Annotated in this window: 19 protein-coding genes; 4 read left to right on the forward strand and 15 right to left on the reverse strand. The window is 72.4% G+C overall.

The features are described from left to right. Positions 1-181 precede the first annotated feature (181 nt). On the forward strand, positions 182-3,190 hold the full coding sequence (locus tag KUM49_RS00195; RefSeq protein WP_308406521.1) for an SCO5717 family growth-regulating ATPase: 3,009 nt from the start codon (positions 182-184) through the stop codon (positions 3,188-3,190). 64 nt (positions 3,191-3,254) lie between these two features. Here KUM49_RS00195 and KUM49_RS00200 read toward each other — a convergent pair whose 3' ends face one another. From KUM49_RS00200 to rimP, 9 genes are all read right to left on the reverse strand, one after another. Then, positions 3,255-4,211, reverse strand: a complete 957-nt coding sequence (locus tag KUM49_RS00200; RefSeq protein WP_217234563.1) for a bifunctional riboflavin kinase/FAD synthetase — start codon at positions 4,209-4,211, stop codon at positions 3,255-3,257. Positions 4,212-4,359: 148 nt separating this feature from the next. Then, positions 4,360-7,953 carry a trypsin-like peptidase domain-containing protein gene (locus KUM49_RS00205; RefSeq protein WP_217234564.1) on the reverse strand — a complete coding sequence of 1,198 codons (3,594 nt, stop codon included), beginning with the start codon at positions 7,951-7,953 and terminating at the stop codon, positions 4,360-4,362. Positions 7,954-8,276: 323 nt separating this feature from the next. Next, complete coding sequence (gene truB / locus KUM49_RS00210) at positions 8,277-9,182, reverse strand: tRNA pseudouridine(55) synthase TruB (protein ID WP_217234565.1); 906 nt, start codon at positions 9,180-9,182, stop codon at positions 8,277-8,279. Further along, on the reverse strand, positions 9,179-9,625 hold the full coding sequence (gene rbfA, locus KUM49_RS00215) for a 30S ribosome-binding factor RbfA (protein WP_217234566.1): 447 nt from the start codon (positions 9,623-9,625) through the stop codon (positions 9,179-9,181). The genes truB and rbfA overlap by 4 nt, the downstream gene beginning before the upstream one ends. A 39-nt stretch (positions 9,626-9,664) precedes the next feature. Next, positions 9,665-9,958: a DUF503 domain-containing protein gene (locus tag KUM49_RS00220; RefSeq protein ID WP_217234567.1), complete on the reverse strand. Its 294-nt coding sequence runs from the start codon at positions 9,956-9,958 to the stop codon at positions 9,665-9,667. Between the two features lie 154 nt (positions 9,959-10,112). Continuing rightward, positions 10,113-13,286: a translation initiation factor IF-2 gene (infB, locus tag KUM49_RS00225; RefSeq protein ID WP_217234568.1), complete on the reverse strand. Its 3,174-nt coding sequence runs from the start codon at positions 13,284-13,286 to the stop codon at positions 10,113-10,115. Positions 13,287-13,433: 147 nt separating this feature from the next. Then, positions 13,434-13,712 carry a YlxR family protein gene (locus KUM49_RS00230; RefSeq protein ID WP_217234569.1) on the reverse strand — a complete coding sequence of 93 codons (279 nt, stop codon included), beginning with the start codon at positions 13,710-13,712 and terminating at the stop codon, positions 13,434-13,436. A 90-nt stretch (positions 13,713-13,802) separates the two neighbouring features. Beyond that, on the reverse strand, positions 13,803-14,789 hold the full coding sequence (gene nusA / locus KUM49_RS00235; protein WP_217234570.1) for a transcription termination factor NusA: 987 nt from the start codon (positions 14,787-14,789) through the stop codon (positions 13,803-13,805). Between the two features lie 2 nt (positions 14,790-14,791). After that, entirely contained in the window at positions 14,792-15,301 is a 510-nt protein-coding gene (rimP, locus tag KUM49_RS00240; RefSeq protein ID WP_217234571.1) for a ribosome maturation factor RimP, read from the reverse strand. Positions 15,302-15,504: 203 nt separating this feature from the next. Here rimP and KUM49_RS00245 point away from each other — a divergent pair, with 203 nt between their 5' ends. Genes KUM49_RS00245 through KUM49_RS00255 form a run of 3 tightly spaced genes read left to right on the forward strand, consistent with a single transcriptional unit; the run spans position 15,505 to position 17,456 of the window. Continuing rightward, positions 15,505-16,056: a hypothetical protein gene (locus KUM49_RS00245; RefSeq protein WP_217234572.1), complete on the forward strand. Its 552-nt coding sequence runs from the start codon at positions 15,505-15,507 to the stop codon at positions 16,054-16,056. Beyond that, positions 16,053-16,520 carry a ferritin-like domain-containing protein gene (locus KUM49_RS00250; protein ID WP_217234573.1) on the forward strand — a complete coding sequence of 156 codons (468 nt, stop codon included), beginning with the start codon at positions 16,053-16,055 and terminating at the stop codon, positions 16,518-16,520. Before KUM49_RS00245 ends, KUM49_RS00250 begins: the two co-directional genes overlap by 4 nt. Before the next feature lie 27 nt (positions 16,521-16,547). Further along, entirely contained in the window at positions 16,548-17,456 is a 909-nt protein-coding gene (locus KUM49_RS00255; protein ID WP_217234574.1) for an aminoglycoside phosphotransferase family protein, read from the forward strand. Positions 17,457-17,688: 232 nt separating this feature from the next. Here the strand turns inward: KUM49_RS00255 and KUM49_RS00260 are convergent, their stop codons facing one another. The 6 genes from KUM49_RS00260 to dxr form a co-directional block, all read right to left on the reverse strand. After that, a complete protein-coding gene (locus KUM49_RS00260) occupies positions 17,689-19,398 on the reverse strand; it encodes a proline--tRNA ligase (RefSeq protein WP_217234575.1) in 1,710 nt (569 codons plus the stop codon). Positions 19,399-19,487: 89 nt separating this feature from the next. Further along, on the reverse strand, positions 19,488-20,018 hold the full coding sequence (locus tag KUM49_RS00265) for a GNAT family N-acetyltransferase (RefSeq protein WP_217234576.1): 531 nt from the start codon (positions 20,016-20,018) through the stop codon (positions 19,488-19,490). A 40-nt stretch (positions 20,019-20,058) separates the two neighbouring features. Next, positions 20,059-20,907, reverse strand: a complete 849-nt coding sequence (locus KUM49_RS00270) for a GNAT family N-acetyltransferase (protein ID WP_217234577.1) — start codon at positions 20,905-20,907, stop codon at positions 20,059-20,061. 193 nt (positions 20,908-21,100) lie between these two features. Next, positions 21,101-22,258, reverse strand: coding sequence for a flavodoxin-dependent (E)-4-hydroxy-3-methylbut-2-enyl-diphosphate synthase (gene ispG, locus KUM49_RS00275; RefSeq protein ID WP_217234578.1), 1,158 nt, complete (start codon positions 22,256-22,258; stop codon positions 21,101-21,103). A gap of 169 nt (positions 22,259-22,427) precedes the next feature. Next, positions 22,428-23,720, reverse strand: coding sequence for an RIP metalloprotease (locus KUM49_RS00280; RefSeq protein ID WP_217234811.1), 1,293 nt, complete (start codon positions 23,718-23,720; stop codon positions 22,428-22,430). An 8-nt stretch (positions 23,721-23,728) separates the two neighbouring features. Further along, positions 23,729-24,964 (reverse strand): 1-deoxy-D-xylulose-5-phosphate reductoisomerase, encoded by a 1,236-nt coding sequence (dxr, locus tag KUM49_RS00285; protein WP_217234812.1) that lies wholly within the window; start codon positions 24,962-24,964, stop codon positions 23,729-23,731. Between the last annotated feature and the right edge of the window lie 127 nt (positions 24,965-25,091).

The raw sequence follows: 25,091 nt of genomic DNA on the forward strand, positions 1-25,091 counted from the left end.
GCCTGCCGAGGTGGGTCGCGTGGTGATTAGGCTGGTACCGGGCGCGATGCCAGAACCCCGTTGACCGGGCGTCGGCGCCCGAGGGGGAGCCGGTGGATCGGACGACCTCGAACGACTAAGGCCGACAAGTATTGGTCGCCCCGGCACGGCATGAGGGTGCTCGACCACACCAGGAGGAACTGTGAGCAGCGATCGGGACGGGATCCGCGGGGGCTGGGCCACACCCGACGATGACCAGCCCGACGCCGAGTCCGCCATCGAGATGACGGGCGAGTTCACCATCGACTATGCGCCGCCCGCCTGGTACACGCAGAACGCGGGCGACACGGCGTCGGGACAGGGCACGGCCGGCGGTGCCTCCGGCGCCCCCGCGGCCGCTCCGCCACCGGCGGACAACGCGTTTGCGCCGCCGGCTCCGACCCCGCCTCCGGCGGCCGGGCCGACGCCCCCGCCCGGGCCTTCCGCGAGCGGCGGCTTCGAACTGCAGCAGCCGCAGGCTCAGCCGGAGGGACACGGGCCGGGCCAGGGCCAGGAACACGGGCAGGTCCAGGGTCACGGGCAGGGGCAGGCGCAGTGGGCTCCGGCCGCGCATGAGTCTCCCGTTGCGCCGCCTTCGCCGTCCTCTCCGCCTTCTCCGCCCGCCCCGCCGGTCGCCTCTGCGCCGTCCGTCACCCCGGCCCAGCCCGGCCCTTCCCCGTCTCCGTCGCCTTTCCCGACGTTCGGCGCGGAAGAGTCCGGCGACGGCGATCTGGAGAGCGGCGCGACCATGCGGTTCTCCGCCGCCTCCCTGAAGCAGGAGATCGCGGATCTCGCCGCCGCGGCCAACGCCCAGCAGACTGCCGCGGAGAGCGAGCGCGAGAGCGAGAGCGAAGGCGAAGCCTCGGCCGCCGGTTCCGCCGAGGAAGCTGCTGCCGTCGCTGCGGCGCAGTCCGGCGACGGTGACGGCGATTCCGACGGTACGACCGTGGACTCGGGCCGTGCCGAGGCCGGCACCGATGACGGCGTGGCCGTCTCCGACGCCCCTTCCGTCGGCGCCTCCGATGACGACGTGGACAGCGCCGACGATGCGGAGGCCCCGGCCGTCGCCTCCGAGGGCGCCGCCACAACGGCGGACAACGAGGCCGAGGGCGCGTCGGCAGCGGACGCCGGTGCGTCCGCCGAGTCTTCCGGCGCCGACGCCGCTCCGCAAGGCGCACCCTCCGCCTGGACACCCCCGCCGGCGCCGCAGAACGGGGTGCCGCCGCTGCCGCCGTCGTACCAGCCCGCCGCTCCCGCGGCCGCCCCGCAGTGGCCCGCGCAGCCACAGCCACAGCCACAGCCACAGCAGGACCCAGCGGCATCGGCGCAGCAGCCGCCCTTCCAGCCGCAGGCACCGCAGCCCGCGCCGAATGCCTGGAACTCGCCCGCCGCGCCGACGCCGCCCGGCCCGCCGGCCACGCCGCAGCACGGCTACGGCTTCCCGCACCCCGGCCCGCAGGCCCAGCAGCCTCCCGCCGCCCAGGGCGGGTACGGGTTCCCCCAGCAGCCGGCCCCCAACGCCCAGGGTGGGTACGGCTTCCCGCAGCCCCCTGCGCCCAACGCCCAAGGGGGGTACGGATTCCCGCAGCCCAACCCCCCGGCCCAGCAGCCCCCCGCCGCCCAGGGCGGGTACGGCTTCCCCCTGCCGCCCATGCAGCAGGGCCACCCGGGCCAGCCCACGAACCCCGCACAACCTCACCCGGGCCCTCCGCAGCAGCAGCCCGACGGCCAGGCCCCGCCGTTCCCCCAGCACCCGCAACACGCGCAACACCCGCAGCACCCTCAGCACCCTCAGCAAGGTCAGCCGCCCCAGCAGCCGCAGCCGCAGGCCGTCGATCCCCGCACCGGTGCCGCCTGGCCCCAGGCCGTCCAGCACGACCAGCGGCAGCCGGCCAACCCCGGTGCCGCGCCACTCGGTTACACCGCGGCCGTGGAGCTGTCCTCCGACCGTCTGCTCAACAGCAAGAAGCAGAAGGCGAAGAGCAGCCGCCCGGCGGCCGGCGGCAAGTTCAAGATCGGCGGGAAGAAGGAAGAGGCCGAGCGGCAGCGGAAGTTGGAGCTGATCCGCACGCCGGTGCTGTCCTGCTACCGGATCGCCGTCATCAGCCTCAAGGGCGGCGTCGGCAAGACGACCACGACCACCGCGCTGGGCTCCACGCTCGCGACCGAGCGACAGGACAAGATCCTCGCGATCGACGCCAACCCGGACGCCGGCACCCTCGGCCGCCGGGTGCGCCGCGAGACCGGGGCCACGATCCGCGACCTCGTCCAGGCGATCCCGTACCTCAACTCGTACATGGACATCAGGCGGTTCACCTCCCAGGCCGCGTCCGGCCTGGAGATCATCGCCAACGACGTCGACCCGGCCGTGTCGACCACGTTCAACGACGAGGACTACCGGCGCGCGATCGACGTGCTCGGCAACCAGTACCCGATCATCCTCACCGACTCCGGTACCGGCCTGCTCTACAGCGCCATGCGTGGTGTGCTCGACCTCGCCGACCAGCTCATCATCATCTCGACGCCGTCCGTGGACGGTGCGAGCAGTGCCAGCACGACCCTGGACTGGCTGTCGGCGCACGGATACGCCGACCTCGTCTCGCGGTCCCTCACGGTCATCTCCGGGGTCCGCGAGACCGGCAAGATGATCAAGGTCGAGGACATCGTCAGCCACTTCGAGACGCGCTGCCGCGGTGTCGTCGTCGTCCCCTTCGACGAACACCTCTCTGCCGGCGCCGAGGTCGACCTCGACATGATGCGGCCGAAGGTGCGGGAGGCGTACTTCAACCTCGCGGCGATGGTCGCCGAGGACTTCGTACGGCACCAGCAGTTGCACGGCCTGTGGACGGCCAACGGCAACCCGCCCCCGGTGGCGGCACCGCCGATGCCGGGACAGCAGCAGATTCCGGGACAGCCGTACGCCCAGCCGGGACAGCCCGGACAGCAGCCTCCGTACCCGCAGCAGCCCCACCCCGGCCAGCAGCCCCCGCCCCACCAGCCGTACCCCCAGGGCCAGCCCTACGCCCAGCCGGGACAGCCGCCCGCCGCGCCGGGACAGCCGTATCCGCAGCCAGGGCAGCAGCCCTACCCGCAGCAGGGCTACGGCTATCCCCAGCCGGGGCAGCCAGGCGGGCAGGGTGGGCAGGCCCCGCCACCGCCCCAGCAGCAGTAGGCCCACACGAAAGGGCGGCCGGTACCCGACAGGTACCGGCCGCCCTTCGGCGTCGTGGCGAGTACTACTCGGCGGTCTCCGCAGCCGCCACCAGCTCCCGGCACCGCTTCACGTCCTCCGCGATCTGCACGAGCAGCGCGTCGAGCGTGTCGAACTTCGCCTGGCCGCGGACGAAGGCGAGGAAGTCGACGGCGACGTGCAGGCCGTACAGGTCGAGGCCCACGCGGTCGATGGCGTACGCCTCCACCGTGCGCTCGGTGCCGTCGAACTGCGGGTTGGTGCCGACGGAGATCGCGGCGGGCATCGCCTCGCCCTGCGTGTGCAGCCAGCCGGCGTACACGCCGTCGGCGGGGATCGCGGTGTGCGGAAGGGTCTCGACGTTCGCCGTCGGGAAGCCCATCTCGCGGCCGCGCTGGGCACCGCGGACGACGATGCCCTCCACCCGGTGTGGGCGGCCCAGGATCTCGGCGGCGCCTTCGAGGTCGCCCTCGGCGACCAGGCGCCGGGTGAGGGTCGAGGAGAAGGGTTCGCCGCCGCCCGCCGTGCCGGACACGTACAGGTCGACGACCTCGACCTCGAAGTCGTAGACCTTGCCCTGTTCGGCAAGGAACTCCACGTTCCCGGCGGCCTTGTGGCCGAAGCGGAAGTTGGGGCCCTCCACGACCGCCCTGGCGTGCAGCTTGTCGACCAGGACCTTGACGACGAAGTCGGCCGGGGACAGCTTCGAGAACTCCGTGGTGAAGGGGAGGATCAGGAGCGCGTCCACGCCCAGCTCGGCCATCAGTTCGGCGCGGCGGTGGTGCGGGGCGAGCAGCGGCGGGTGGCTGCCGGGGCGGACGACCTCGCTGGGGTGCGGGTCGAAGGTGACGACGACGGCGGGAACGCCCAGCTCACGGGCATGATCCACGGCATGCCGGATGATCAGCTGGTGCCCGCGGTGGACCCCGTCGTAGGAACCGATGGTGACGACGCTGCGCCCCCAGTCCTCGGGGATGTCCTCCAAGCCACGCCAGCGCTGCACTGTGACTGCTCCTCGTCGCAAACTCGTCGAACCCGTGTCCGTGGTTGTCTCTCACGCACGTATGTCTCACGCAGGTCTAAGGGTGCCATGCCGGGTGCTTCCTGCCCGCATCGGCATGGGCGCTGTGACCCGGCGCACGTGAACCCGGTCAGGCGGGCACCCGCACGCCCGCCAGATTCTCGATCATCCGGCGGGCGCTCGGCCCCACCACCGCCGCCCACTCCTGCGGTGTCTCGGTCAGCCAGCCGGCCACCAGCGCGGCGAAGCCGGGGACGTGTCGCCCGAGGTCGACGAGGCCGCGGTCGAAGCAGGTCGCGCCGTCCGGGGTGCGGACGAGGAGAAGTCCGGTGCGGTGGACCAGGCCGCGCGCGACGAGCGGGTCGTCGTCACGCGAGGCGGCGGCGCGCAGTACGGCGATCAGGACGGCCGGGTCGTGTTCGCGGGTCAGGAGGAGTTCGAGGAGTTCCTGGCGCAGGGGGCGGGAGGCGGGTGCTCCGGAGGCCGCGAGTACGGTCGCGAGGTCTGCCCGCATCCCCTCTGGGCCGTCCAGCAGGCCGGTGACCAGGGGCAGCAGGACCGCGCGGGCAGTGGGGCCGTGGTCCAGTCGCCGGTCCACGTACGCCGCCACGTCCCCGGCCGTCGCCGGGCGCCGCTCCGCCGCCTCCCGTACCAGCGCGGCGATCCGGCGGCTCAGTGCGGGCGTGGTGACGTCGGCGAGCGCGCGCAGCACCGCCCCGGCGTCCGGGCGGCGCATCCGGGCCCGGAACGCGTCGAGCACCGGGTCCGGGTGGGTCGCCAGGGCGGGCACCAGCGCGCTCGGCGGCACCTGCGGATCGCCGGCCACGAACTGCCCGAGCGCCTGCGGCAGATGACGGGCCCGGGTGTGCGGGTCCCGGACGAGCAGGGCGAGCGCGCCGCCGTGCAGGGTGCAGTCGGCGGGGCGGGCGAGCAGGGCGAGAGCGGCGTAGCGCAGCAGTTCACGGTCGGCGTCGGTGCGCACGTGGGGGGCGGCGCGCAGTCCGTACGTCACCGCCGCGACCCGCCGCGCGGGCCGCTCGTCGTGCGTCCACCGGTCCACGGCCCGGCACACGGCCGACGGCTCGTCCTCGGACAGTACGGCGAGCAGTTCCTCGGCCCTGCCGTGCGCACTGTCGACGAGTACCTCCGTCAGGTCGTCCAGCGCCCGGTGCCGGTGCGTGTGCAGCAGCGCCTGCGCGGCCCTCGCCACGGTCGCGTGCGGGGTGGCGGGCAACGGGCGTTCGTCGTCGAACCAGCGGACGAGATGCGGTTGTACGGCGGCATGGTCGGCGATGAGCAGCCGGGCGACCGCGTCGAGGAACCGAGGCCCGCCGGTCTCGTGCGGCGCGCCGTCGGCGAGGACGAGCCGGCGCAGCAGGTCGAAGCGGGTGTCCTGCGGGAGCGGCAGGGCGGTCCAGAAGTCCGGCCCGAACTCGGTGGGCAACGGTCGCTCCTGCTGCCGCCAGGCCACCATCCGGTCGGTGAGCAGGCGGAGGAGGGGGGTGTACGGCGTCGCGTCCGGCACGCGCGGCAGGACCTCGGCGATGAGGCGGGCGGCCCACCAGTTGTCGGGGTCGGCGTCGATCGCGTGCACCAACTCGTCCAGGCGGCCGATGAGTTGACCGGCTCCGTGCTGACGGGCGAGGAGCAGCAGGGCTTGGACGACGGGGCCGATGCGGTGGTGCGGCACGGGGAACGGGCGGTCGCCGTCCGGGTCGGCCGGGCGGTGGACCAGGGCGCGCAACGCCTCGTCCAGATCGAGGTGCATGCCCTGGATCCAGTCGGCGAGCTCCTCGTGGGCGAAGCGGTAGCCGCCGCCGGCGGGGACGAGAAGGCCCTCGGTGAGGACGGCGGAGGCCCAGCCGGTGCCGCCGCCGAGCCTCGCGGGCACCTGCCCCCATGGGAACACCGCTTCGAAGGACTCGCGGCCCAGCTCGCCCTGCCCCGGGCCGAGGCTGCGGCGGGCGGCCTCGTGGACCTGCCCGGAGACCCGGGCGGCCAGGCGGCGTACGGCGGTGCCGCGCAGGCCGTTCTGCGCCGCCAGGCGGACGGCGATGCGCAGGCACATCAGGTCGAGGTGGGCCGAGAAGACGTCGTGGCGGTCGAGGCGGGTGTCGGGGGCGTCGGGGTGTGCGGCGCGGATCTCCGAGAGGAGGCGGAGGGTGAGGGGGTGCCGGGCGTCGGGGTCCGCGAGGACGCCCTCGGGGATGCCGTACCGCGCCCGTGCGAGGCGGGCCTCGTCGTCCTCCAGGTCGCCGAGGTGGACGCACGGGGGGCCAGGCTCGGGCCTGCGACGGGCCGGGGCGTCGTACGTCAGCTCCGCCGGAAACCTCACCCCCTCCCAGTACTCACTCCGACACGCCACCACCATGCGCACCCCGGTCTCCCGCAGCCACGTCGCCGTCCCGTCGGTCCACTCGGCGAGGCGGTGGGCCAGGACCGGCGGCATCTCCTCGGGGCCGTCGAGCAGGAGCAGGAGGGGGCGCCCCGCACGGTGGGCGAGGCGGGCGAGGCGTTCCGGGGTGGTGTCGCCGAGGTCCGGGAGGGCGGGGTCCGAGGCCGCGACGATCCGGGCGGCCCGCGCCAGCGCCCGTCGCGCCGCGTCCGCCACCGAGTCGTCGTCGTCCTTCAGGTCCGCGCCGCGCAGCCACAGCGTGGGCGCCGGTTCCGCGGAGCGGTGACGGCGTGCGGCCAGGGCGGCGAGCTCTGTCGTACGGCCGCTGCCGGGCGCCCCGACGAGCCCGAGGACGGCGGCCGGGCCCTCGAGGAACGCGGCGAACGCCGCCGCCGTGACGGCCCGTTCGACCGGCTCCACCGCGCCCGGCCCTCTTGCCCCGGCGCCCACCTCCACCCCCGCACCCGGACTCGGACCCGGACCCGCTGAGTCCGCGCCCGGCTCGCCGGCCCCCACCCCCGCCAGCACCCCCACCGGCCCGTCCTGGCCCACCGAAGTCGCCGTCAGCTCCAGCACCCCGGCGAGGTTGAGGTCGACGCCGTACGCGGGGACCGTCGCCGCGTTCTCGGCCAGCAGATCCGCGAGGGGCCCGCTCGGCGCCGGGCGCAGCGGTACCGCGAAGCCCACGTCCCGGTGGCCGCTCTGCAGCGCGGTGCCGAGGACGCCGACCACGGCACCGGTGTCGGCGTCGAGCACCGGCCCACCGGCGGCGCCGCCGCCCAGGCGCAGCGCGTCCCGCCCGGCCGTGCCGATCGCGAGCTCCAGGGCGTCCCCGAGGTAGTGGAAGCGGTCGGTGGCGGTGTACGTCACTGGGGTCGCGCCCAGTACCCGTGCCTCGCGCCAGCAACCTGCGGGGACGCGCACGTAGGTGCCGGTCTCGACCCGGTCCCGCACGGTGACGGGCAGGGGATCCACGCCGAGGCCTGCGGTGCGGACGAGAGCGAGGTCCAGCTCGGGCAGCGGGGTCACCGCGTCGGCGGTCACGACACGGCTGCGGTCCCCAGCGGCGTACAGGACGAGCCGGGACAGGCCGTCGACGGTCTCGTGGCTGGTGACGACCGTGCCGTGGTGGTCGGCCACGAAGCCGGTGCCGCGGGGGCGGCCGGCGAGGTCGTGGATGTGGACCAGCGAGTCGTCGCGCCCGGGCCCCTCCCCCGGTTCCTCCACTGCGGGACGCTGTCCGCCGCGCGTGTACCGGGAACCGTCGTCCTGCTGGATCGGACGTGCGGTGCCGCGGGCGTCCCCGGTCCGCGGGCCCCGTCCCGCCATGGTCGAACCTCCCCGCCGTACCGAGCGCGTGCCCAGGGCCTCGGATGAGCTCTCGGACACTGATGAGCCGAGAAAGAGGCCCTGACCTCGACGTTAGGCGCGAGGCGATCAGCCGGACAGATCGTCCGGCGAACGCGCCCCCTTCCGCTCCCCCGGTTCACTCCGAGCGCCTGCCCGGTCGGGTGAATGGACGGGGGCGGCTGGATACACCCTAGGGGTGGGGGAACCGAGGGGGGACCGTGGAGCGGCGGCAGCGACGACCCCGTGATCGCCGCTCCACGGTCGGCCACCGCGCCGTGCGCAGGCCGGCCTCGGCGCGGACCTCAGCCGAATATGGCGAGGCTCTTCGCCTTGCCCTTGTGCTCCTCGACGAGGGCGAGGAAACGGCCCTTGGGGTCGAAGACGGCCACGGCGCCCACGCCCGTGTACTCGTCGGACATGTCGAGCCGGACGCCGTTGGTGAGCAGCTGGGCCCGCCTGGCGTCCACGTCCCAGCGCGGGAACGCGGCCGCGGCGGCCTCGGCGATCGGCATCACCGTGAGTTCCTGCTGGTGCTGGTCGAGGGTGCGGGCGGAGTCCAGCTTGTACGGGCCGACGCGCGTGCGGCGCAGCGCCGTGAGGTGCCCGCCGACGCCCAGCCCGGCGCCCAGGTCGCGGGCGAGGGCCCGGATGTACGTGCCGGACGAGCAGACCACCGACACCACCAGGTCCAGGACCGGGGTGCCGTCCTCGGCGACGGCGTCCCGGACGTCGTACACCGCGAAGGAGGAGACGGTGACGGGCCGGGCGGGGATCTCGAAGTCCTCGCCCTCCCGCGCCCGCTTGTAGGACCGCACGCCGTTGATCTTGATCGCGCTGACCTTGGACGGCACCTGCATGATCCGGCCGGTCAGCTCGGCGATACCCGAGTCGACGGCGTCGCGGGTGACCTTCGAGGCGTCGACCGACCCCGTGATCGCGCCCTCGGCGTCGTCGGTCAGGGTCGTCTGCCCCAGGCGGATCGTGCCCAGGTACTCCTTCTCGGTGAGCGCGAGGTGCCCGAGGAGCTTGGTCGCCTTCTCGACGCCGAGGACGAGCACGCCCGTCGCCATGGGGTCGAGGGTGCCGGCGTGGCCGACACGGCGGGTCCGGGCGATGCCGCGCATCTTGGCGACGACATCGTGCGAAGTGAAGCCCGACGGCTTGTCGACAATGACAAGGCCGTCGGGCGTCCGGGTCTTCTCGGTCATTCGGCGGCGTCGTCCTCGTCCTCGCCCGGCTTCTTGTACGGGTCCGCCTCGCCGGCGTACTTGGCGCCGGCCGAGACCTCGCGCACCTTCTCGTCGGACTGGCGTGCCTTGTCGAGGAGATCCTCGATGGTCTTGGCGGTGTCGGGCAGCGCGTCGGCCACGAAGGTCAGCGTGGGGGTGAACTTCACGCCCGCCGCCGCACCGACCGCGGAGCGGAGCACGCCCTTGGCGCTCTCCAGTCCGGCGGCCGCGGCCGCCCGCTCCTCGTCGTCCCCGTACACCGTGTAGAAGACGGTCGCCTCCCGCAGGTCACCCGTGACCCGGGTGTCCGTGATGGTGACGTGCGAGCCGAGCCGCGGGTCCTTGATCCCGCGCTGCAGCTTCTGGGCCACCACCTCCCGGATGAGGTCCGCCAGCCTTTTCGCCCGCGCGTTGTCGGCCACTGGTCCGTCTCCCGTTCTTTCTTCTTCTACGTTCCTGGGTCAGTCGTCGTCACCGTGGAAGCGCCGCCGCACGGACAGCAGTTCCACTTCGGGGCGTCCGGCGACCAGCCGTTCACACCGGTCCAGTACGTCCGTCACGTGCCCCGCGTCGCCGGACACCAGCGCGAGGCCGATACCGGCCCTGCGGTGGAGGTCCATATGGTCCACCTCGGCCGCGCTCACCGCGTACTTCCGCTGCAGCTCGGCGACGATCGGGCGGACGACGGAGCGCTTCTCCTTCAGCGACCGTACGTCGCCGAGGAGGAGGTCGAAGGACAGCGTCCCCACATACATGTGTGTAACCGGTTCACCCGCCGGTACGGGATCGATGGCCCCGCCATCCTTGTGGCAGGGACATCAGAACCGTACAACGAACGGCCGGGGCCGATCGACGGAAATACTCTCCGTCGACCGGCCCCGGACCGGACCGTCTCGGAAGTCCGAGCGCTTACGCGCGCGGCTTCTCCCGCATCTCGTACGTCGCGATGACGTCGTCGATCTTGATGTCGTTGAAGTTGCCGAGGTTGATACCGCCCTCGAACCCTTCGCGGATCTCGGTGACATCGTCCTTGAAGCGGCGCAGACCGGAGATGGTGAGGCTCTCCGCGACCACCTTGCCGTCGCGGATGAGGCGCGCCTTGGTGTTGCGCTTGACCTCGCCCGACCGGACCAGGACACCGGCGATGTTGCCCAGCTTGGACGACTTGAAGACCTCGCGGATCTCCGCCGTACCGAGCTCGACCTCTTCGTACTCCGGCTTCAGCATGCCCTTCAGGGCCGCCTCGATCTCCTCGATCGCCTGGTAGATGACCGAGTAGTAACGGACGTCCACGCCTTCGCGCTCGGCCATCTGCGCGGCACGCCCTGCGGCGCGCACGTTGAAGCCGATCACGATGGCGTCCGAGCCCATCGCCAGGTCGATGTCCGACTCCGTGACCGCACCGACACCACGGTGCAGGACGCGGATGTCGACCTCTTCGCCGACGTCGAGCTGGAGCAGCGAGGACTCGAGAGCCTCCACCGAACCGGACGCGTCGCCCTTGATGATGAGGTTGAGTTCCTGCACCAGACCGGCCTTGAGGGCCTCGTCCAGGTTCTCCAGGGAGAACCGGACACCCCGGCGGGCGAAGTTGGCGTTCCGCTCACGAGCGGCGCGCTTCTCGGCGATCTGGCGGGCCGTACGGTCCTCGTCGACGACGAGGAAGTTGTCGCCGGCGCCCGGGACGTTGGTGAGACCGAGGACGAGGACCGGAGTCGACGGACCCGCCTCTTCCAGGTTCTCGCCCGTGTCGTCGAGCATCGCGCGGACACGGCCGTACGCGTCGCCGACCACCATGGTGTCGCCGACCCGCAGGGTGCCTCGCTGGACCAGGACGGTCGCGACGGCACCGCGGCCACGGTCGAGACGGGACTCGATCGCAATACCCTGCGCGTCCTGCTCCGGGTTGGCCCGCAGGTCGAGCGAGGCGTCCGCGGTGAGGACCACGGCCTCCAGAAGAGCCTCGATGTTGAGGCCCTGCTTGGCGGAGATGTCGACGAACATGGTGTCGCCGCCGTACTCCTCGGCCACGAGGCCGTATTCGGTCAGCTGACCGCGCACCTTCGTCGGGTCGGCACCCTCGACGTCGATCTTGTTGACCGCGACCACGATCGGCACGTCGGCCGCCTTGGCGTGGTTCAGCGCCTCGATCGTCTGGGGCATCACACCGTCGTTGGCCGCCACCACGAGGATCGCGATGTCGGTCGACTTGGCACCACGGGCACGCATGGCGGTGAACGCCTCGTGACCCGGGGTGTCGATGAAGGTGATCTTGCGCTCTTCGTCGTTGACCTGAGTCGTGACCTGGTACGCGCCGATGTGCTGCGTGATACCGCCGGCCTCGCCCGCGACGACGTTCGTCTTGCGGATGGTGTCGAGGAGGCGGGTCTTACCGTGGTCGACGTGACCCATGACGGTCACGACCGGCGGACGCGCGACGAGGAACTCCTCGCCACCCTCGTCCTCGCCGAACTCGATGTCGAAGGACTCGAGCAGCTCGCGGTCCTCCTCCTCGGGGCTGACGATCTCGAGGACGAAGTTCATCTCGTCCGCGAGGAGCTTCAGCGTCTCGTCGGAGACGGACTGCGTGGCAGTGACCATCTCGCCGAGGTTCATCATCACGCCGACGAGCGACGCCGGGTTCGCGCCGATCTTCTCGGCGAAGTCGGTGAGGGAGGCACCGCGCGACAGACGGACGGACTGTCCGTTGCCACGAGGCAGCATCACACCGCCGACCGACGGGGCCTGCATGGCCTCGTACTCCTGGCGCCTCTGCCGCTTCGACTTGCGACCGCGACGCGCGGGACCGCCGGGACGACCGAAGGCGCCCTGCGTGCCACCACGACCGCCCGGACCACCGGGACGACCACCGAAGCCGGGACGACCGCCGCCGCCACCGGGACCACCGGGACGACCGGCGAAGCCGCCGCCGCCACCACCGGGACCACCGGGACGACCGGCGAAGCCGCCGCCGCCACCGCCGGGACCGGCCGGACGACCGGCGAAGCCGCCGCCGCCCGGACGACCGCCGCCACCGCCACCGGGACGACCTGCGCCGCCCGGACCGCGACCCCCACCGGGGCCACCGCCGGGACGCGGGCCGGCAGCGGGACGCTGCGGCATCATGCCGGGGTTGGGACGCGCACCGCCGGGACCGCCGCCGGGACGCGGGCCGCCGCCCTGCGGGCGGGGCATGCCGCCCGGGCTGGGACGCGCGCCGCCCGGGGACTGCGGACGGGGGCCGCCCGACGCCCCCTGGGGACGGGGACCGCCCTGGCCCTGGCCCTGCGGACGCGGAGCGCCGCCGGGAGCACCGGGGCCACCAGGGCCGCCGGGACGAGGGGCACCGCCCGGACGGGGCGTCTGAGGACGCGCCATGCCGGTGGAGCCACCAGAGGTGAAGGGGTTGTTGCCCGGACGGGGACCGGCCGGACGGGCACCGCCGGGACGCGGCGACTGGCCACCCGGACGCTGCGCGCCGGCGGGACGGTCACCACGCTCGGGACGCTCGGGACGGTCACCACGGCCCTGGCCGGGACCGGCCGGACGAGCGCCCGGACGCGGAGCCTGACCGGCCGGACGCGGAGCGCCCGGACGGGGGCCGGAGCCGGTGCCGGTACCCGGAGCTGCCGGGGCACCCGTGCCGGAGCCGGAGGCCGCCGGTGCGGCGGGAGCCGACGGCGGCGCCGTGAACTCGGGCGTGGTCGGAGCCGGAGACGCCGGGGCGGGCCGCGGCGCGGGCTTCGGGCCCGGAGTGGGACGGGGGCCGGAAGCGGCCGGCGCGGCGGGAGCCGCGGGCTGCTCGGCGGCCGGCTTGGGAGCCGGCGGGCGCGGGGCAGCCGGACGGGCTGCCTGCGCGGGAGAAGGCGCACCCGGCTTGGCCGGGGCGGACGTGCGTGCGGAAGCGGGCTTGCCGCCTCCGTTGCCCTGCTGGAGGGCGTCAGTCAGCTTGCGTACGACGGGCGCCTCGATCGTCGAGGAAGCCGAACGAACAAATTCACCGAGTTCTTGGAGCTTGGCCATGACGACCTTGCTCTCCACCCCGAACTCCTTGGCGAGTTCGTATACCCGGACCTTAGCCACTTCGCTCCTTTTAGGTCCGGGTTGCGTCCGGACCGTCGCTACTTCATGGGCGTACTCATCGCGTGCTCATCGAGTGCTCATCGCAATCTCGACCTACTTCCAACTCGCGGGGTACCAGGGCCGCACGGGGGTTCCGGGCGACGCGTCTTACGGTGTTGCCTGCTCGACGTAGTGGCGCAACGTCGTGGTGTCGAGTGCTCCCGGGGCGCGCAACGCCCTTGGGAACGCCCGGCGACGTACCGCCAGGTCGAGACAGACCAGGGCGGGGTGCACATACGCACCCCGGCCGGGCAGCGTACCGCGATCATCGGGGACGCATTCGCCCTCGACTGCCACGATGCGCAGCAAATCCTTCTTGGCCGCTCGCTCCCGGCACCCCACACAGGTGCGCTCAGGGCATGCGCGGGCTCGCGTCCGGCCAGACACTCTTAAGTCTACCTCCCCGCACCGACCTCACCCGTTGGGGGCAAGAATCGAACGGATGTTGTCGTGATCTAAGCGACCTGCGGCTTGGATCTATTCCCCGGGCTGTTCGGTGTCCGGACGGATGTCGATCCGCCAGCCGGTCAGGCGGGCCGCGAGGCGGGCGTTCTGGCCCTCCTTGCCGATCGCCAGGGACAGCTGGTAGTCGGGCACCGTCACGCGCGCGGACCGGGCCGCCATGTCCACGACCTCCACCTTGGAGACGCGGGCCGGGGACAGCGCGTTCGCCACCATCTCGGCCGGGTCGTCCGACCAGTCGACGATGTCGATCTTCTCGCCGTTCAGCTCGGCCATCACGTTGCGCACCCGGCCGCCCATGGGGCCGATGCAGGCACCCTTGGCGTTCAGACCCGAACGGGTGGACCGTACGGCGATCTTCGTACGGTGGCCGGCCTCGCGGGCGATGGCGGCGATCTCGACGGACCCGTCGGCGATCTCCGGCACCTCGAGGGCGAAGAGTTTCTTCACCAGATTGGGATGTGTGCGGGACAGGGTCACGGACGGACCACGGACCCCCTTCGCCACCCGGACGACGTACGACCGAAGGCGCATTCCGTGCGGATACGTCTCACCGGGGACCTGCTCCTGCACCGGCAGGATGGCCTCCAGCCTGCCGATGTCGACGAGCACGTTCTTCGGGTCGCGGCCCTGCTGGACCACGCCGGTGAGGATGTCGCCCTCACGGCCCGCGAACTCGCCGAGCGTCGCGTCGTCCTGGGCGTCACGCAGGCGCTGCAGGATGACCTGCTTGGCCGTGGTGGCGGCGATGCGGCCGAAACCGGTCGGGGTGTCGTCGAACTCGCGGGCCTCCTGGCCCTCCTCGAGGTCCTCGGGATCCTCCTTCGCCCACACCGTCACGTGGCCGGTCTCCCGGTTGAGCTCCACGCGCGCGTGGCGGCGGCTTCCCTCGGTGCGGTGGTAGGCGATGAGGAGGGCCGACTCGATCGCCTCGACCAGCAGGTCGAAGGAGATCTCCTTCTCCCGTACCAAGCCCCTCAGGGCACTCATGTCGATATCCACGGCTACGCCTCCTCTTCTTCCGTCATGTCGTTCTTGTCCTTGCGGTTGAACTCGACCTGCACACGGGCCTTTTCGATGTCCTCGAAGGCGAGTCTGCGGCTGGTGGCCTTGCGGCCCTTCACGCCGGGCACTTCGAGGTCGAGGCCCTCGTCGTCGACCCGCAGGATCCTGGCCACCAGTTCGTCGCCGTCGGTCAGCTGGAACCTCACCAGCCGGTCGACGGCGCGCAGGTAGTGCCGGTGTTCCTTGAGGAGGCGTTCGGCGCCGGGGGTTCCGACCTCGAGGGTGTACTCGCCCTGGCCCATCGCGTCCGTCTCGTCGAGCTTCGCCGAGAGCGCGCGGCTCACATCGGCGATCTGGTCGAGGTCGGCGCCGGTGTCGGAGTCGACGACCACGCGCAGCACACGCTTGCGTCCGACCGAGTCCACCGCGATCTCCTCGAGATCCAGGCCCTGGGAGCCGACGAGCGGCTCCAGAAGTTCTCGCAGCCTCTCGCTCTGGGTGGTGCTCATCCGGGTGACTCCTCGGCCGCGTGTGCTGTTGTGGGTGGGTCGCGTGTCTGGTGAAAGGGTATCCGGTCCAGGGGTGTGTTGCCGTCCACCTGCGCCGGGGCGGTGCCGCTGAGTGGTGCCGGGCCGGTGCGCGGGTACCGTGATCACCGGCGGGGCCGCCCTCCCGCCCACGTGTTCGTACGAGCTCCCCGAGGACGTCTGACGTGCCGTACCCCTCACCGCCGCGCACCCCCTCGGGGACGCGCCGAAGAACCGTGCTCGCCTCCGCCGGGGCCGTCCTGCTGACGGGCTGCTCCACCGGCTCCGAGGACTCCGACGGCGGGACGGGCGGCAGCCCGTCGGTCGTCGAGCGGGCACGCGCGCGTGCGGCCGGCGAGAGCACGGGGCTGGTGAAGCGCTACGACGCCGTGATCGCCGTGCATCCGGCGCTGGCGGAGCGGCTGGGACCGCTGCGGGCGGAGGTCGTACGGCATGCGGAGGCGTTCGGGGCCTCCCGGCAGGCGTCCCCCCGCGCCTCGCAGACCTCCTCTTCCGCGACGCCCTCCAATTCGGCAGCGCCCTCCGTCTCCCCGCCGGCCGCCGTGCCCGCGGACGAGAAGGACGCCCTCGCCGAACTCGCCGCCGCCGAGCGGACGCTCGCCGACCGGCGGGCCACGGCACTGCTCGACCTGCCGGGCGAACTGGCCCGGCTGCTGGCCTCGGTGGCGGCGGCCGGGGCGGCGCACGCGTATCTGCTGACGGAGGGGGCGAAGTGAAGGAACGGGAGCTGAAGGCCCTCCAGGCGGCGCTGGCCGCCGAGCACGCGGCGGTGTACGGCTACGGGGTCGTCGGCGGCCGGATCCGCGAGGACCGTCGCACGGAGGCGCAGGCGGCCTACGACGCCCATCGGGCACGGCGGGACGCGCTGGTGCGCGAGGTGCGGGACCAGGGCGGCACGCCGGTGGCCGCGGCCGCCGCGTACGCGCTGCCCTTCCCGGTGCCGGACTCGGCCGCGGCCGTACGGCTGGCCGCCGAGCTGGAGGAGCGGGTGGCCGGGGTGTACTCCGATCTGGTGCGGGCGGCCGGGGACGAGCGGCGGGGCACGGCGGCCGGGGCGCTGCGGGAGGCGGCGGTGCGGGCGGTGCGCTGGCGCGGCGGGAGCGTAGCCTTCCCTGGGCTCGCCGAGCGGGCGGCGACAAGTTCGGCAGCGGGCCCGCCGTCGGCGACGCCGACCGCTTAACGCGTACTGGAAGGAAACAACTCGCGCATGGCTTTCGAACCGCCGCACCGTCTGGTGAGGGCCCTCGGCGAGACGGCACCGGACGGTGACGACTGGTTGGAGAGGCTGCCCGAGGCGGCCCGGCGGGCCGTCGCGGTGCGCGAGTTGACCGTCGAGCGGGTGCAGCTGCCCGGTGGGCGCAGCAGCCTGGTGGTGCTGGTGCGGCGGCCGGACGGGACACCCGCCGTGCTCAAGCTGGCCCCGCCCCGGGCCCGCCCGGAGAGCGAACGCGCCGCGCTCGCGCACTGGGGCGGCCTGGGCGCCGTACAGCTCCTCGAACCTTTCGCGGCAAAGGGCGTCCTGCTTCTCGAGCGGTTGCATCCGGACGTGTCGGTGCGGTCGCTGCCGGAGGCGAAGGCGCTGCTGGAGGCCGCCGGGACGCTGCGGCGGCTGTGGGTGGAGCCCCCCGCCGACGAGGGCGCGCACGTCTTCGAGACGGTGGCCGAGCGGACCGGGCGGCAGGCCGAGGTGATGCGGGCGAGTGCCGGTGCCGACGCGGAGGTGACCGCCCTGGTGGACGCGGCGCTCGCGGCCCGTGAGGAGCTGCTGGCCGCGCCGCCCGAGGACCGGCTGCTGCACGGGACGTTCCGGCAGAGCAAGGTGCTCGCCGGTGAGCGGACGCCGTGGCTGGCCGTGGGGCCGGACCCGCTGGTCGGCGAGTGCGCCTTCGATCTGGCGCGGCTCGTCCGGGACCGGGTGGAGGACCTGATCGCCTCGCCGTCCGGGGCGGCGACGACCCGGCGCCGGGTGAAGCGGCTCGCGGAGTCCCTGGACGTCGACCAGGAACGGCTGCGGGGGTGGACACTGTTCCGGGCCGTGGAGTCGGGGGTGCGGGCGCGACGGGTCGGGCGGCCGCAGGACGCGGAGCTGCTGCTGGAGTTCGCGGGCTGGCTCTGACTCCCCTGCGGCGACATCAGGCAGGGGCCGCCGCGGCGGTCGGCGGGGAGCGCGGCGGGCACGTCGGCGCCCAGGGAACCCCGTCCGGGCAGCGGCCGCCGCCCGGCGGTATGCCGAACAGCGCTTCCACGACCCGGACTTCACGTCCCGGCACGGCCGTACGCCTCCCGCAGCCCGCTGACGCCGCGTCAGGTTCTGCGGTCGGGTACGGCCCTGACGGATGTCCCTTACCTCACGCGGTCGTCGCGGTCAGGCGGGCGATCGCCTCCTCGACCGTCAGCTCCTCGCGCTCACCGGTCCTGCGGTCCTTCAGCTCCAGCACACCCTCGGCGGACCGCCGGCCGGCCACCAGGATCTGCGGTACGCCCATCAGCTCCGAGTCCGTGAACTTCACGCCCGGGGAGACCCCGGCCCGGTCGTCCACCAGGACGCGGAGGCCGGCCGCGGCCAGCTTGTCGGAGACGTCGAGGGCGAGTTCGGTCTGCAGGGCCTTACCCGCGGCGACGACGTGCACGTCGGCCGGGGCGACCTCCGCCGGCCAGCACAGGCCCTTGTCGTCGGCGGTCTGCTCGGCGAGGGCGGCGACCGCGCGGGAGACGCCGATGCCGTAGGAGCCCATCGTCAGGCGGACCGGCTTGCCGTTCTGGCCGAGGACGTCGAGCTTGAGGGCGTCGGCGTACTTGCGGCCCAGCTGGAAGATGTGGCCGATCTCGATGGCACGGTCCAGCTTGAGGCCGGTGCCGCACGCGGGGCAGGGGTCGCCCTCCTGCACCACCACGACGTCGACGTACTCGCCGACCTCGAAGTCGCGGCCCGCGACGACGTTCTTCGCGTGCGTGTGCTCCTTGTTGGCGCCCGTGATCCACGCGGTGCCCGGGGCCACGCGCGGGTCGGCGATGTACCTGACCTTCTCCAGGCCCTGCGGGCCGACGTAGCCGCGGACCAGGTCCGGGCGGCCCACGAAGTCCGCCTCGGTGACCATCTCGACGGCGGCCGGGGCGAAGTGGGCCTCGACCTTGCCCAGGTCGACCTCGCGGTCGCCGGGGACACCGACGGCGACGATCTCGCCGTCGACCTTCACCAGGAGGTTCTTGAGCGTGGCGGAGGCCGGGACGCCGAGGGAGGCGGCGAGGGTCTCGATGGTCGGGGTGTCGGGGGTGGGGATCTCCTCGGCGGCCGGGACGCCGGAGCCGTCCACCGTCTTCAGCTCGTACGAGATCGCCTCGGTGTTCGCCGCGAAGTCGCAGTTCGGGCAGTCCGCGAAGGTGTCCTCACCGGCGCCGGCCGGGGCCAGGAACTCCTCCGACTTCGAGCCGCCCATCGCGCCCGCGGTCGCGGCACAGATGCGGTAGTCGAGGCCCAGACGCTCGAAGACCTTCTGGTAGGCCTGGCGGTGCAGGGCGTAGGACTGGGCGAGGCCCTCGTCCTCGGTGTCGAAGGAGTAGGAGTCCTTCATCAGGAACTCGCGGCCGCGCAGGATGCCGGCGCGGGGGCGGGCCTCGTCGCGGTACTTGTGCTGGATCTGGTAGAGGATGACCGGCAGGTCCTTGTAGGAGGACGCCTGGTCCTTCACGATCAGCGTGAAGATCTCCTCGTGGGTCGGGCCGAGGAGGTAGTCGCCGCCCTTGCGGTCCTGCAGTCGGAACAGTTCCGGGCCGTACTCGTCCCAGCGGCCGGTCGCGTCGTACGGCTCACGCGGCAGCAGCGCGGGGAGCAGTACCTCCTGGGCGCCGATCGCGTCCATCTCCTCGCGCACGATCCGCTCCACGTTGGCGAGGACCTTCTTGCCGAGCGGCAGCCAGCTCCAGATGCCGGCCGCCGTGCGGCGGACGTAACCGGCGCGGACGAGGAGCTTGTGGCTGAGGACCTCGGCGTCCGCCGGGTCGTCGCGCAGCGTCTTCGCCATCAACTGGGACATGCGCTGGACCGGTGCCTTGGCCATGGTTCTCGTACTCCTGCTGCTGGGGTGCCCCCTCTGGGGGAGGGTGATGGCAGGAGGTTATCCGGGCGGCCGATCCCGGTGGAAATCGGTTAACGGCGGCGCAGCGGCAGCGGGGCGCCCATCACGGCGTACGGCTTGGGGGCGCTGGGGAACAGGACCTGGCGGGCGAGGTCCTGGTAGCCGAGGGAGTGGTAGAGGCCGCGGGCCGGGCTGTCCTGGTCGATCGCGGAGAGGATCGAGCGGGGTTCGGCGGCGGTGTCGGTGATCGTGGTGATCAGGGTGCGGCCGATACCGCGGTTCTGGTGGTGCGGGTGGACGTGCAACTCGGTGATCACGAAGGAGTCGTCGAGCCAGTCGTCACAGTGCCGTGCGCGCAGGTACGGCTCCACGACCGTAGACCACCAGTGGGCGCGGTCGTTGGGCATGCCGTAGACGAACCCGACGAGGCTGCCGCCGGCGGTCGCGCCGAAGGCCCTCGCGCCCGGATAGATCATGTGGCGCAGCACGATCTGGCGGCGTACGGCGACCTCGTCGGGGCCGAGTCCGAAGGCGAGGGCCTGGACGGCCAGGGCCTCGTCTACGTGGGCTGAGAGGTCCAAGGGGCCGATGACGAGGTCCATGCGGGGAGCCTACAGGGGGGCTTCGGTTGAGGTGGGGCCGCTAGAACAGGACACTCATGAAGGCGCCGACCTCCTGGAAGCCGACCCTCCTGTACGTCCTTCGCGCCGCCGTGTTGAAGTCGTTCACGTACAGACTGACCACCGGGGCCACGTCCGCCAGCGCGTAACGCAGGACCGCCGCCATGCCCGGAGCGGCCAGGCCCCTCCCCCGGTACTCGGGGGCCACCCACACGCCCTGGATCTGGCAGGCGCGGTCGGTCGCGGCGCCGATCTCGGCCTTGAAGACAACCTTGCCGTCGGCGTCGAGACGGGCGAAGGAGCGGCCGGCGCCGACGAGTTCGGCGACTCTGGCCTGGTAGAGGAGGCCCCCGTCGCCGGCCATTGGCGAGACGCCGACCTCCTCGGTGAACATCGCCACACACGCCGGCATGATCGTGTCCACCTCGTCCTTGCGGATGCGACGGACATGGGGATCCGGGGCGACGGTGGTGGACACGCGGTCGGTGACCATGAGGGGCTGCTGGGAGCGGACCTCGCGGGCCGGCCCCCAGCTCGGCTCCAGCAACCGCCAGAGCTGGGCGGTGGGTTCGGCGGGGCCGACGACGGAGGAGCAGCGGCGGCCGGCCCTGCGGGCACGGTCGGCGAAGGCGCGGACGGCCCTCGGGGTCGCGCAGATCGGGACCAGGTTGGCGCCGGCGTAGCACAGGGACGTCAGCATGCCGTCCTCGTACCAGCCCCACATCTCGCCACCGAGCCGCCACGGGTCGAGTCCGGCGACCTGCACCCGGGAGGTCACGAAGGCGTTCGCGACCGGCTCGCGGTGGAGGACGGCGAGCGCGGCGTCCAGGTCGCTCGGTTCGAGGACCCGGGAGGTGGTCTGGGTCAACACGGGCGGGGCCTCACACTGGGGTCTGCTGGTCTCCGCACTGTACCTGCGGAAGCTGAGCGGCGCCGCCCTGCCCGAGTTGCCGCTCGCTTCGAGGTGACCGGCGGCTGCAGTCACGTACCTGGGGGCTGCCGCCCCCGGACACCCTCTTCGGCCCTGAACGGGCCTCGGCCTCGATCGCCGGACGGGCTGAAGGTCAGCCCGCGACCGAGATCGACGGCTCGCCCGACGCCACCCCGTCCGCCTCCATCTGCTCGGCCAGCTTCATGGCCTCCTCGATGAGGGTCTCGACGATCTTGGACTCGGGGACGGTCTTGATGACCTCGCCCTTGACGAAGATCTGGCCCTTGCCGTTGCCGGAGGCCACACCGAGGTCGGCCTCGCGGGCCTCGCCGGGGCCGTTGACCACGCAGCCCATGACGGCGACGCGGAGCGGGACCTCCATGCCGGTCAGGCCGGCGGTGACTTCCTCGGCCAGCTTGTAGACGTCGACCTGGGCACGACCGCAGGACGGGCAGGAGACGATCTCCAGGCCGCGCTGCCGGAGGTTCAGCGACTCCAGGATCTGGTTGCCGACCTTGACCTCTTCGACAGGGGGCGCGGAGAGGGACACGCGGATCGTGTCGCCGATGCCCTGCGAGAGCAGCGCCCCGAAGGCGACAGCCGACTTGATCGTGCCCTGGAAGGCGGGACCCGCCTCCGTCACACCCAGGTGCAGCGGGTAGTCGCACTGGGCGGCGAGCTGGCGGTACGCCTCGACCATCACGACGGGGTCGTTGTGCTTCACGGAGATCTTGATGTCCCGGAAGTCGTGCTCCTCGAAGAGGGACGCCTCCCACAGGGCGGACTCCGCCAGCGCCTCGGGGGTCGCCTTGCCGTATTTCTGGAGCAGGCGCCGGTCCAGCGAGCCCGCGTTCACCCCGATGCGGATCGGCGTGCCGTGGTCCTTCGCGGCCCGCGCGATCTCCTTCACCTTGTCGTCGAACTGCTTGATGTTGCCGGGGTTCACCCGGACCGCGGCGCAGCCGGCCTCGATGGCGGCGAAGACGTACTTCGGCTGGAAGTGGATGTCGGCGATGACCGGGATCTGCGACTTGCGGGCGATGGTCGCGAGCGCGTCGGCGTCGTCCTGGGTGGGGCAGGCCACACGGACGATCTGGCAGCCGGACGCGGTGAGCTCGGCGATCTGCTGGAGGGTGGCGCCGATGTCGGACGTGCGGGTCGTGGTCATCGACTGCACGGACACCGGGGCGTCGCCGCCGACCGCCACGGTTCCGACCTGGATCTGCCGGCTCTTGCGGCGCTCGGCGAGCCTGGTCGGAACGGACGGCATGCCGAGAGAAATCGCAGTCATCTGCTGTGCAACCCCAAGTCGTGGATCAAGGTCCAGGTCCCGTCAGCGCCGGGCTCCAGGCTTCGAGATTACGGCACATCACCAGGCGCGAGCACATCACGACCGTAAAGCCACTCGATGGAGGGCGGCCCGGCATCGAGGATGCCGGGCCGCCGGGAACTCCTCGTGACTAGGAGATTCTCACCGGGTTAACGACGTCCGCGATGAGGACCAGGATCGTGAAGCAGATGAAGATCCCCGCCACCACATAGGCGACCGGCATCAGCTTCGCCACGTCGAACGGTCCGGGGTCGGGACGTCGCAGCACCTTCGCCAGGTTGCGGCGCAGGGACTCCCACAGGGCGCCCGCGATGTGGCCGCCGTCGAGGGGCAGCAGCGGGAGCATGTTGAAGAGGAACAGGGAGAGGTTGAAGCCGGCGACCAGCATCAGGGCCATGGCCAGTTGCTGGGTCGGGGGGATGTCCAGGGTGAAGATCTCGCCGCCCACGCGGGCCGCGCCGACCACGCCCATCGGGGAGTCCGGCTCACGTACGCCGTCGCCGAAGGCCGCGTCCCACAGGGCGGGGATCTTGCTGGGAATGGCGGCGAGGGAGTCGACGGCGTCGGCGACGCGGTCGCCCATCCAGGTCACGGAGTCGCCGAAGTCCTGTTTCACGATGCCGGTGGCGGCGCTGAAGCCGAGGAAGCCGGCGGTGACGTACTCGCCCTGGACGTACTGGCCGCTGGAGTCCTTCTTGGCGACCTGGTTGGAGGCGATCTTCGCGTGCAGGGTGAGTTGCTCGCCCTTGCGGTCGACGACGATCGCCACCTCCTTGTCGGGGTTGGCGCGGATGAGGTCGGAGAGCCGGTTCCAGTCGTCGGTCTGCACGCCGGCGAAGGAGACGATCTCGTCGCCCGCCTTGAGGCCGGCGGCCGCGGCCGGGGAGGGCGGGTCGGACTTCCTGCACTCGTCGCGGCTCTGGCTCTGGGCGATGACGCACTGGGAGACCGAGCTGACCGTGTTGGTCTGCTGCGAGATGCCGAAGCCCATGAGGACGGTGAGGAACAGCGCCACCGCGAGGATCAGGTTCATGAAGGGGCCCGCGAACATCACGATGACCCGTTTCCAGGGCTTGCGCGTGTAGAAGAGGCGCTTCTCGTCACCCGGCCTGAGCTCCTCGAAGGCGGCCGAGCGGGCGTCCTCGATCATGCCGCGCCAGGGTGAGGTGGAGCGGGCCTCCAGACGGCCGTCCGCGCCGGGCGGGAACATGCCGATCATGCGGATGTAGCCGCCGAACGGGATGGCCTTGATGCCGTACTCGGTGTCGCCCTTCTTGCGCGAGAAGAGCGTCGGGCCGAAGCCGACCATGTACTGCGGCACGCGGATGCCGAAGAGCTTGGCGGTGGACAGGTGCCCCAGCTCGTGCCACGCGATCGAGATCAGCAGGCCGGCCGCGAAGATCACTATGCCGAGGATGAACATCAGTGTCGTCATGCACGGGCCTCCGCCGTCTGTGCCGCCAGTTGCCGGGCCCGGGTCCGCGCCCAGGTCTCCGCTTCGAGGACGTCCGCGAGAGTGAGCGAGGTTCCCTTACGCGGGGTGCCGTGCTCGTCCACCACCCGGATCACCGTCTCCATGATCCCGTTGAACGGCAGCGCGCCGGCCCGGAAGGCCTCGACGCACTCCTCGTTGGCGGCATTGAACACCGCCGGGGCCGTGCCCGCGAGCCGCCCCACGTGGCACGCGAGGCCGACGGACGGGAACGCGTCGTGGTCGAGCGGGAAGAACTCCCAGGTCGACGCCTTGCTCCAGTCGAAGGCGGGGGCCGCGTCGGGGACGCGTTCGGGCCAGCCGAGACCGATGGCGATCGGCCCCCGCATGTCGGGGGGCGTCGCCTGCGCGATCGTGGATCCGTCCGTGAACTCAACCATCGAGTGGACATACGACTGCGGATGCACGACCACCTCAATGCGTTCGAAGGGAATGTCGTACAGCAGGTGTGCCTCGATGACCTCCAGGCCCTTGTTGACGAGGGTCGCGGAGTTGATCGTGATCACCGGGCCCATGGCCCAGGTGGGGTGCGCGAGGGCCTCCTCGACGGACACCTGAGCCAGCTCGGCCTTGGTGCGGCCGCGGAAGGGGCCGCCGGACGCCGTCACGACGAGCCTGCGTACGTCCGCTCTCGTACCGGACGCGAGGGCCTGGAACAGCGCCGCGTGCTCGGAGTCGACCGGGATGATCTGTCCGGGCTTGGCGAGGGCCTTGACCAGCGGGCCGCCCACGATGAGCGACTCCTTGTTGGCGAGCGCGAGCGTGCGGCCCGCCTCCAGGGCGGCGAGGGTCGGGGCGAGGCCGATGGAGCCGGTGATGCCGTTCAGGACGGTGTGGCAGTCGGAGGCGGCGAGCTGCGTGGCCGCGTCGGGGCCGGCGAGGATCTCGGGGAGCGCTTCGCCGGTGCCGTAGTGGGAGCTCAGGGCCTCGCGCAGGGCCGGTACGACGTCCTCGCGGGCCACGGCGACGGTCCTCGCGCGGAGCCGGTGCGCCTGTTCGGCGAGGAGGGCGATCCGGCCGCCGTTGGCCGAGAGCCCGGTGACCCGGAACCGGTCGGGATTGCGCAGCACGAGGTCGATGGCCTGGGTGCCGATCGAGCCGGTGGAGCCGAGGATCACCACGTCCTTCGGCCCGTCGCCCGCGACCGGGTCGTAGACGAGGTGCGGGTCGGCCAGGGCGCGGGGCGGAAGGCCCGTCGTCCGCCCAAAGGGCGGGCCCTGCGGCGTCACGTGCGTGCTCTCGGCGTGCCGGGCCCTGGCCCTCGTACTGGACGTACTTGGGTCAGGGCCCGGTGCGGCGAGA

The organism is Streptomyces sp. AC555_RSS877 (assembly GCF_019049245.1).
Taxonomy (GTDB): domain Bacteria; phylum Actinomycetota; class Actinomycetes; order Streptomycetales; family Streptomycetaceae; genus Streptomyces.

Bases quoted from the DNA above. Each gene is read 5' to 3' on its own strand.
- KUM49_RS00205 (WP_217234564.1), bottom strand. From the start codon at position 7,953: ATGGCGGGACGGGGCCCGCGGACCGGGGACGCCCGCGGCACCGCACGT.
- truB (WP_217234565.1), bottom strand. From the start codon at position 9,182: ATGACCGAGAAGACCCGGACGCCCGACGGCCTTGTCATTGTCGACAAG.
- KUM49_RS00220 (WP_217234567.1), bottom strand. From the start codon at position 9,958: ATGTATGTGGGGACGCTGTCCTTCGACCTCCTCCTCGGCGACGTACGG.
- rimP (WP_217234571.1), bottom strand. From the start codon at position 15,301: ATGAGCACCACCCAGAGCGAGAGGCTGCGAGAACTTCTGGAGCCGCTC.
- KUM49_RS00255 (WP_217234574.1), top strand. From the start codon at position 16,548: ATGGCTTTCGAACCGCCGCACCGTCTGGTGAGGGCCCTCGGCGAGACG.
- KUM49_RS00260 (WP_217234575.1), bottom strand. From the start codon at position 19,398: ATGGCCAAGGCACCGGTCCAGCGCATGTCCCAGTTGATGGCGAAGACG.
- KUM49_RS00265 (WP_217234576.1), bottom strand. From the start codon at position 20,018: ATGGACCTCGTCATCGGCCCCTTGGACCTCTCAGCCCACGTAGACGAG.
- ispG (WP_217234578.1), bottom strand. From the start codon at position 22,258: ATGACTGCGATTTCTCTCGGCATGCCGTCCGTTCCGACCAGGCTCGCC.
- KUM49_RS00280 (WP_217234811.1), bottom strand. From the start codon at position 23,720: ATGTTCATCCTCGGCATAGTGATCTTCGCGGCCGGCCTGCTGATCTCG.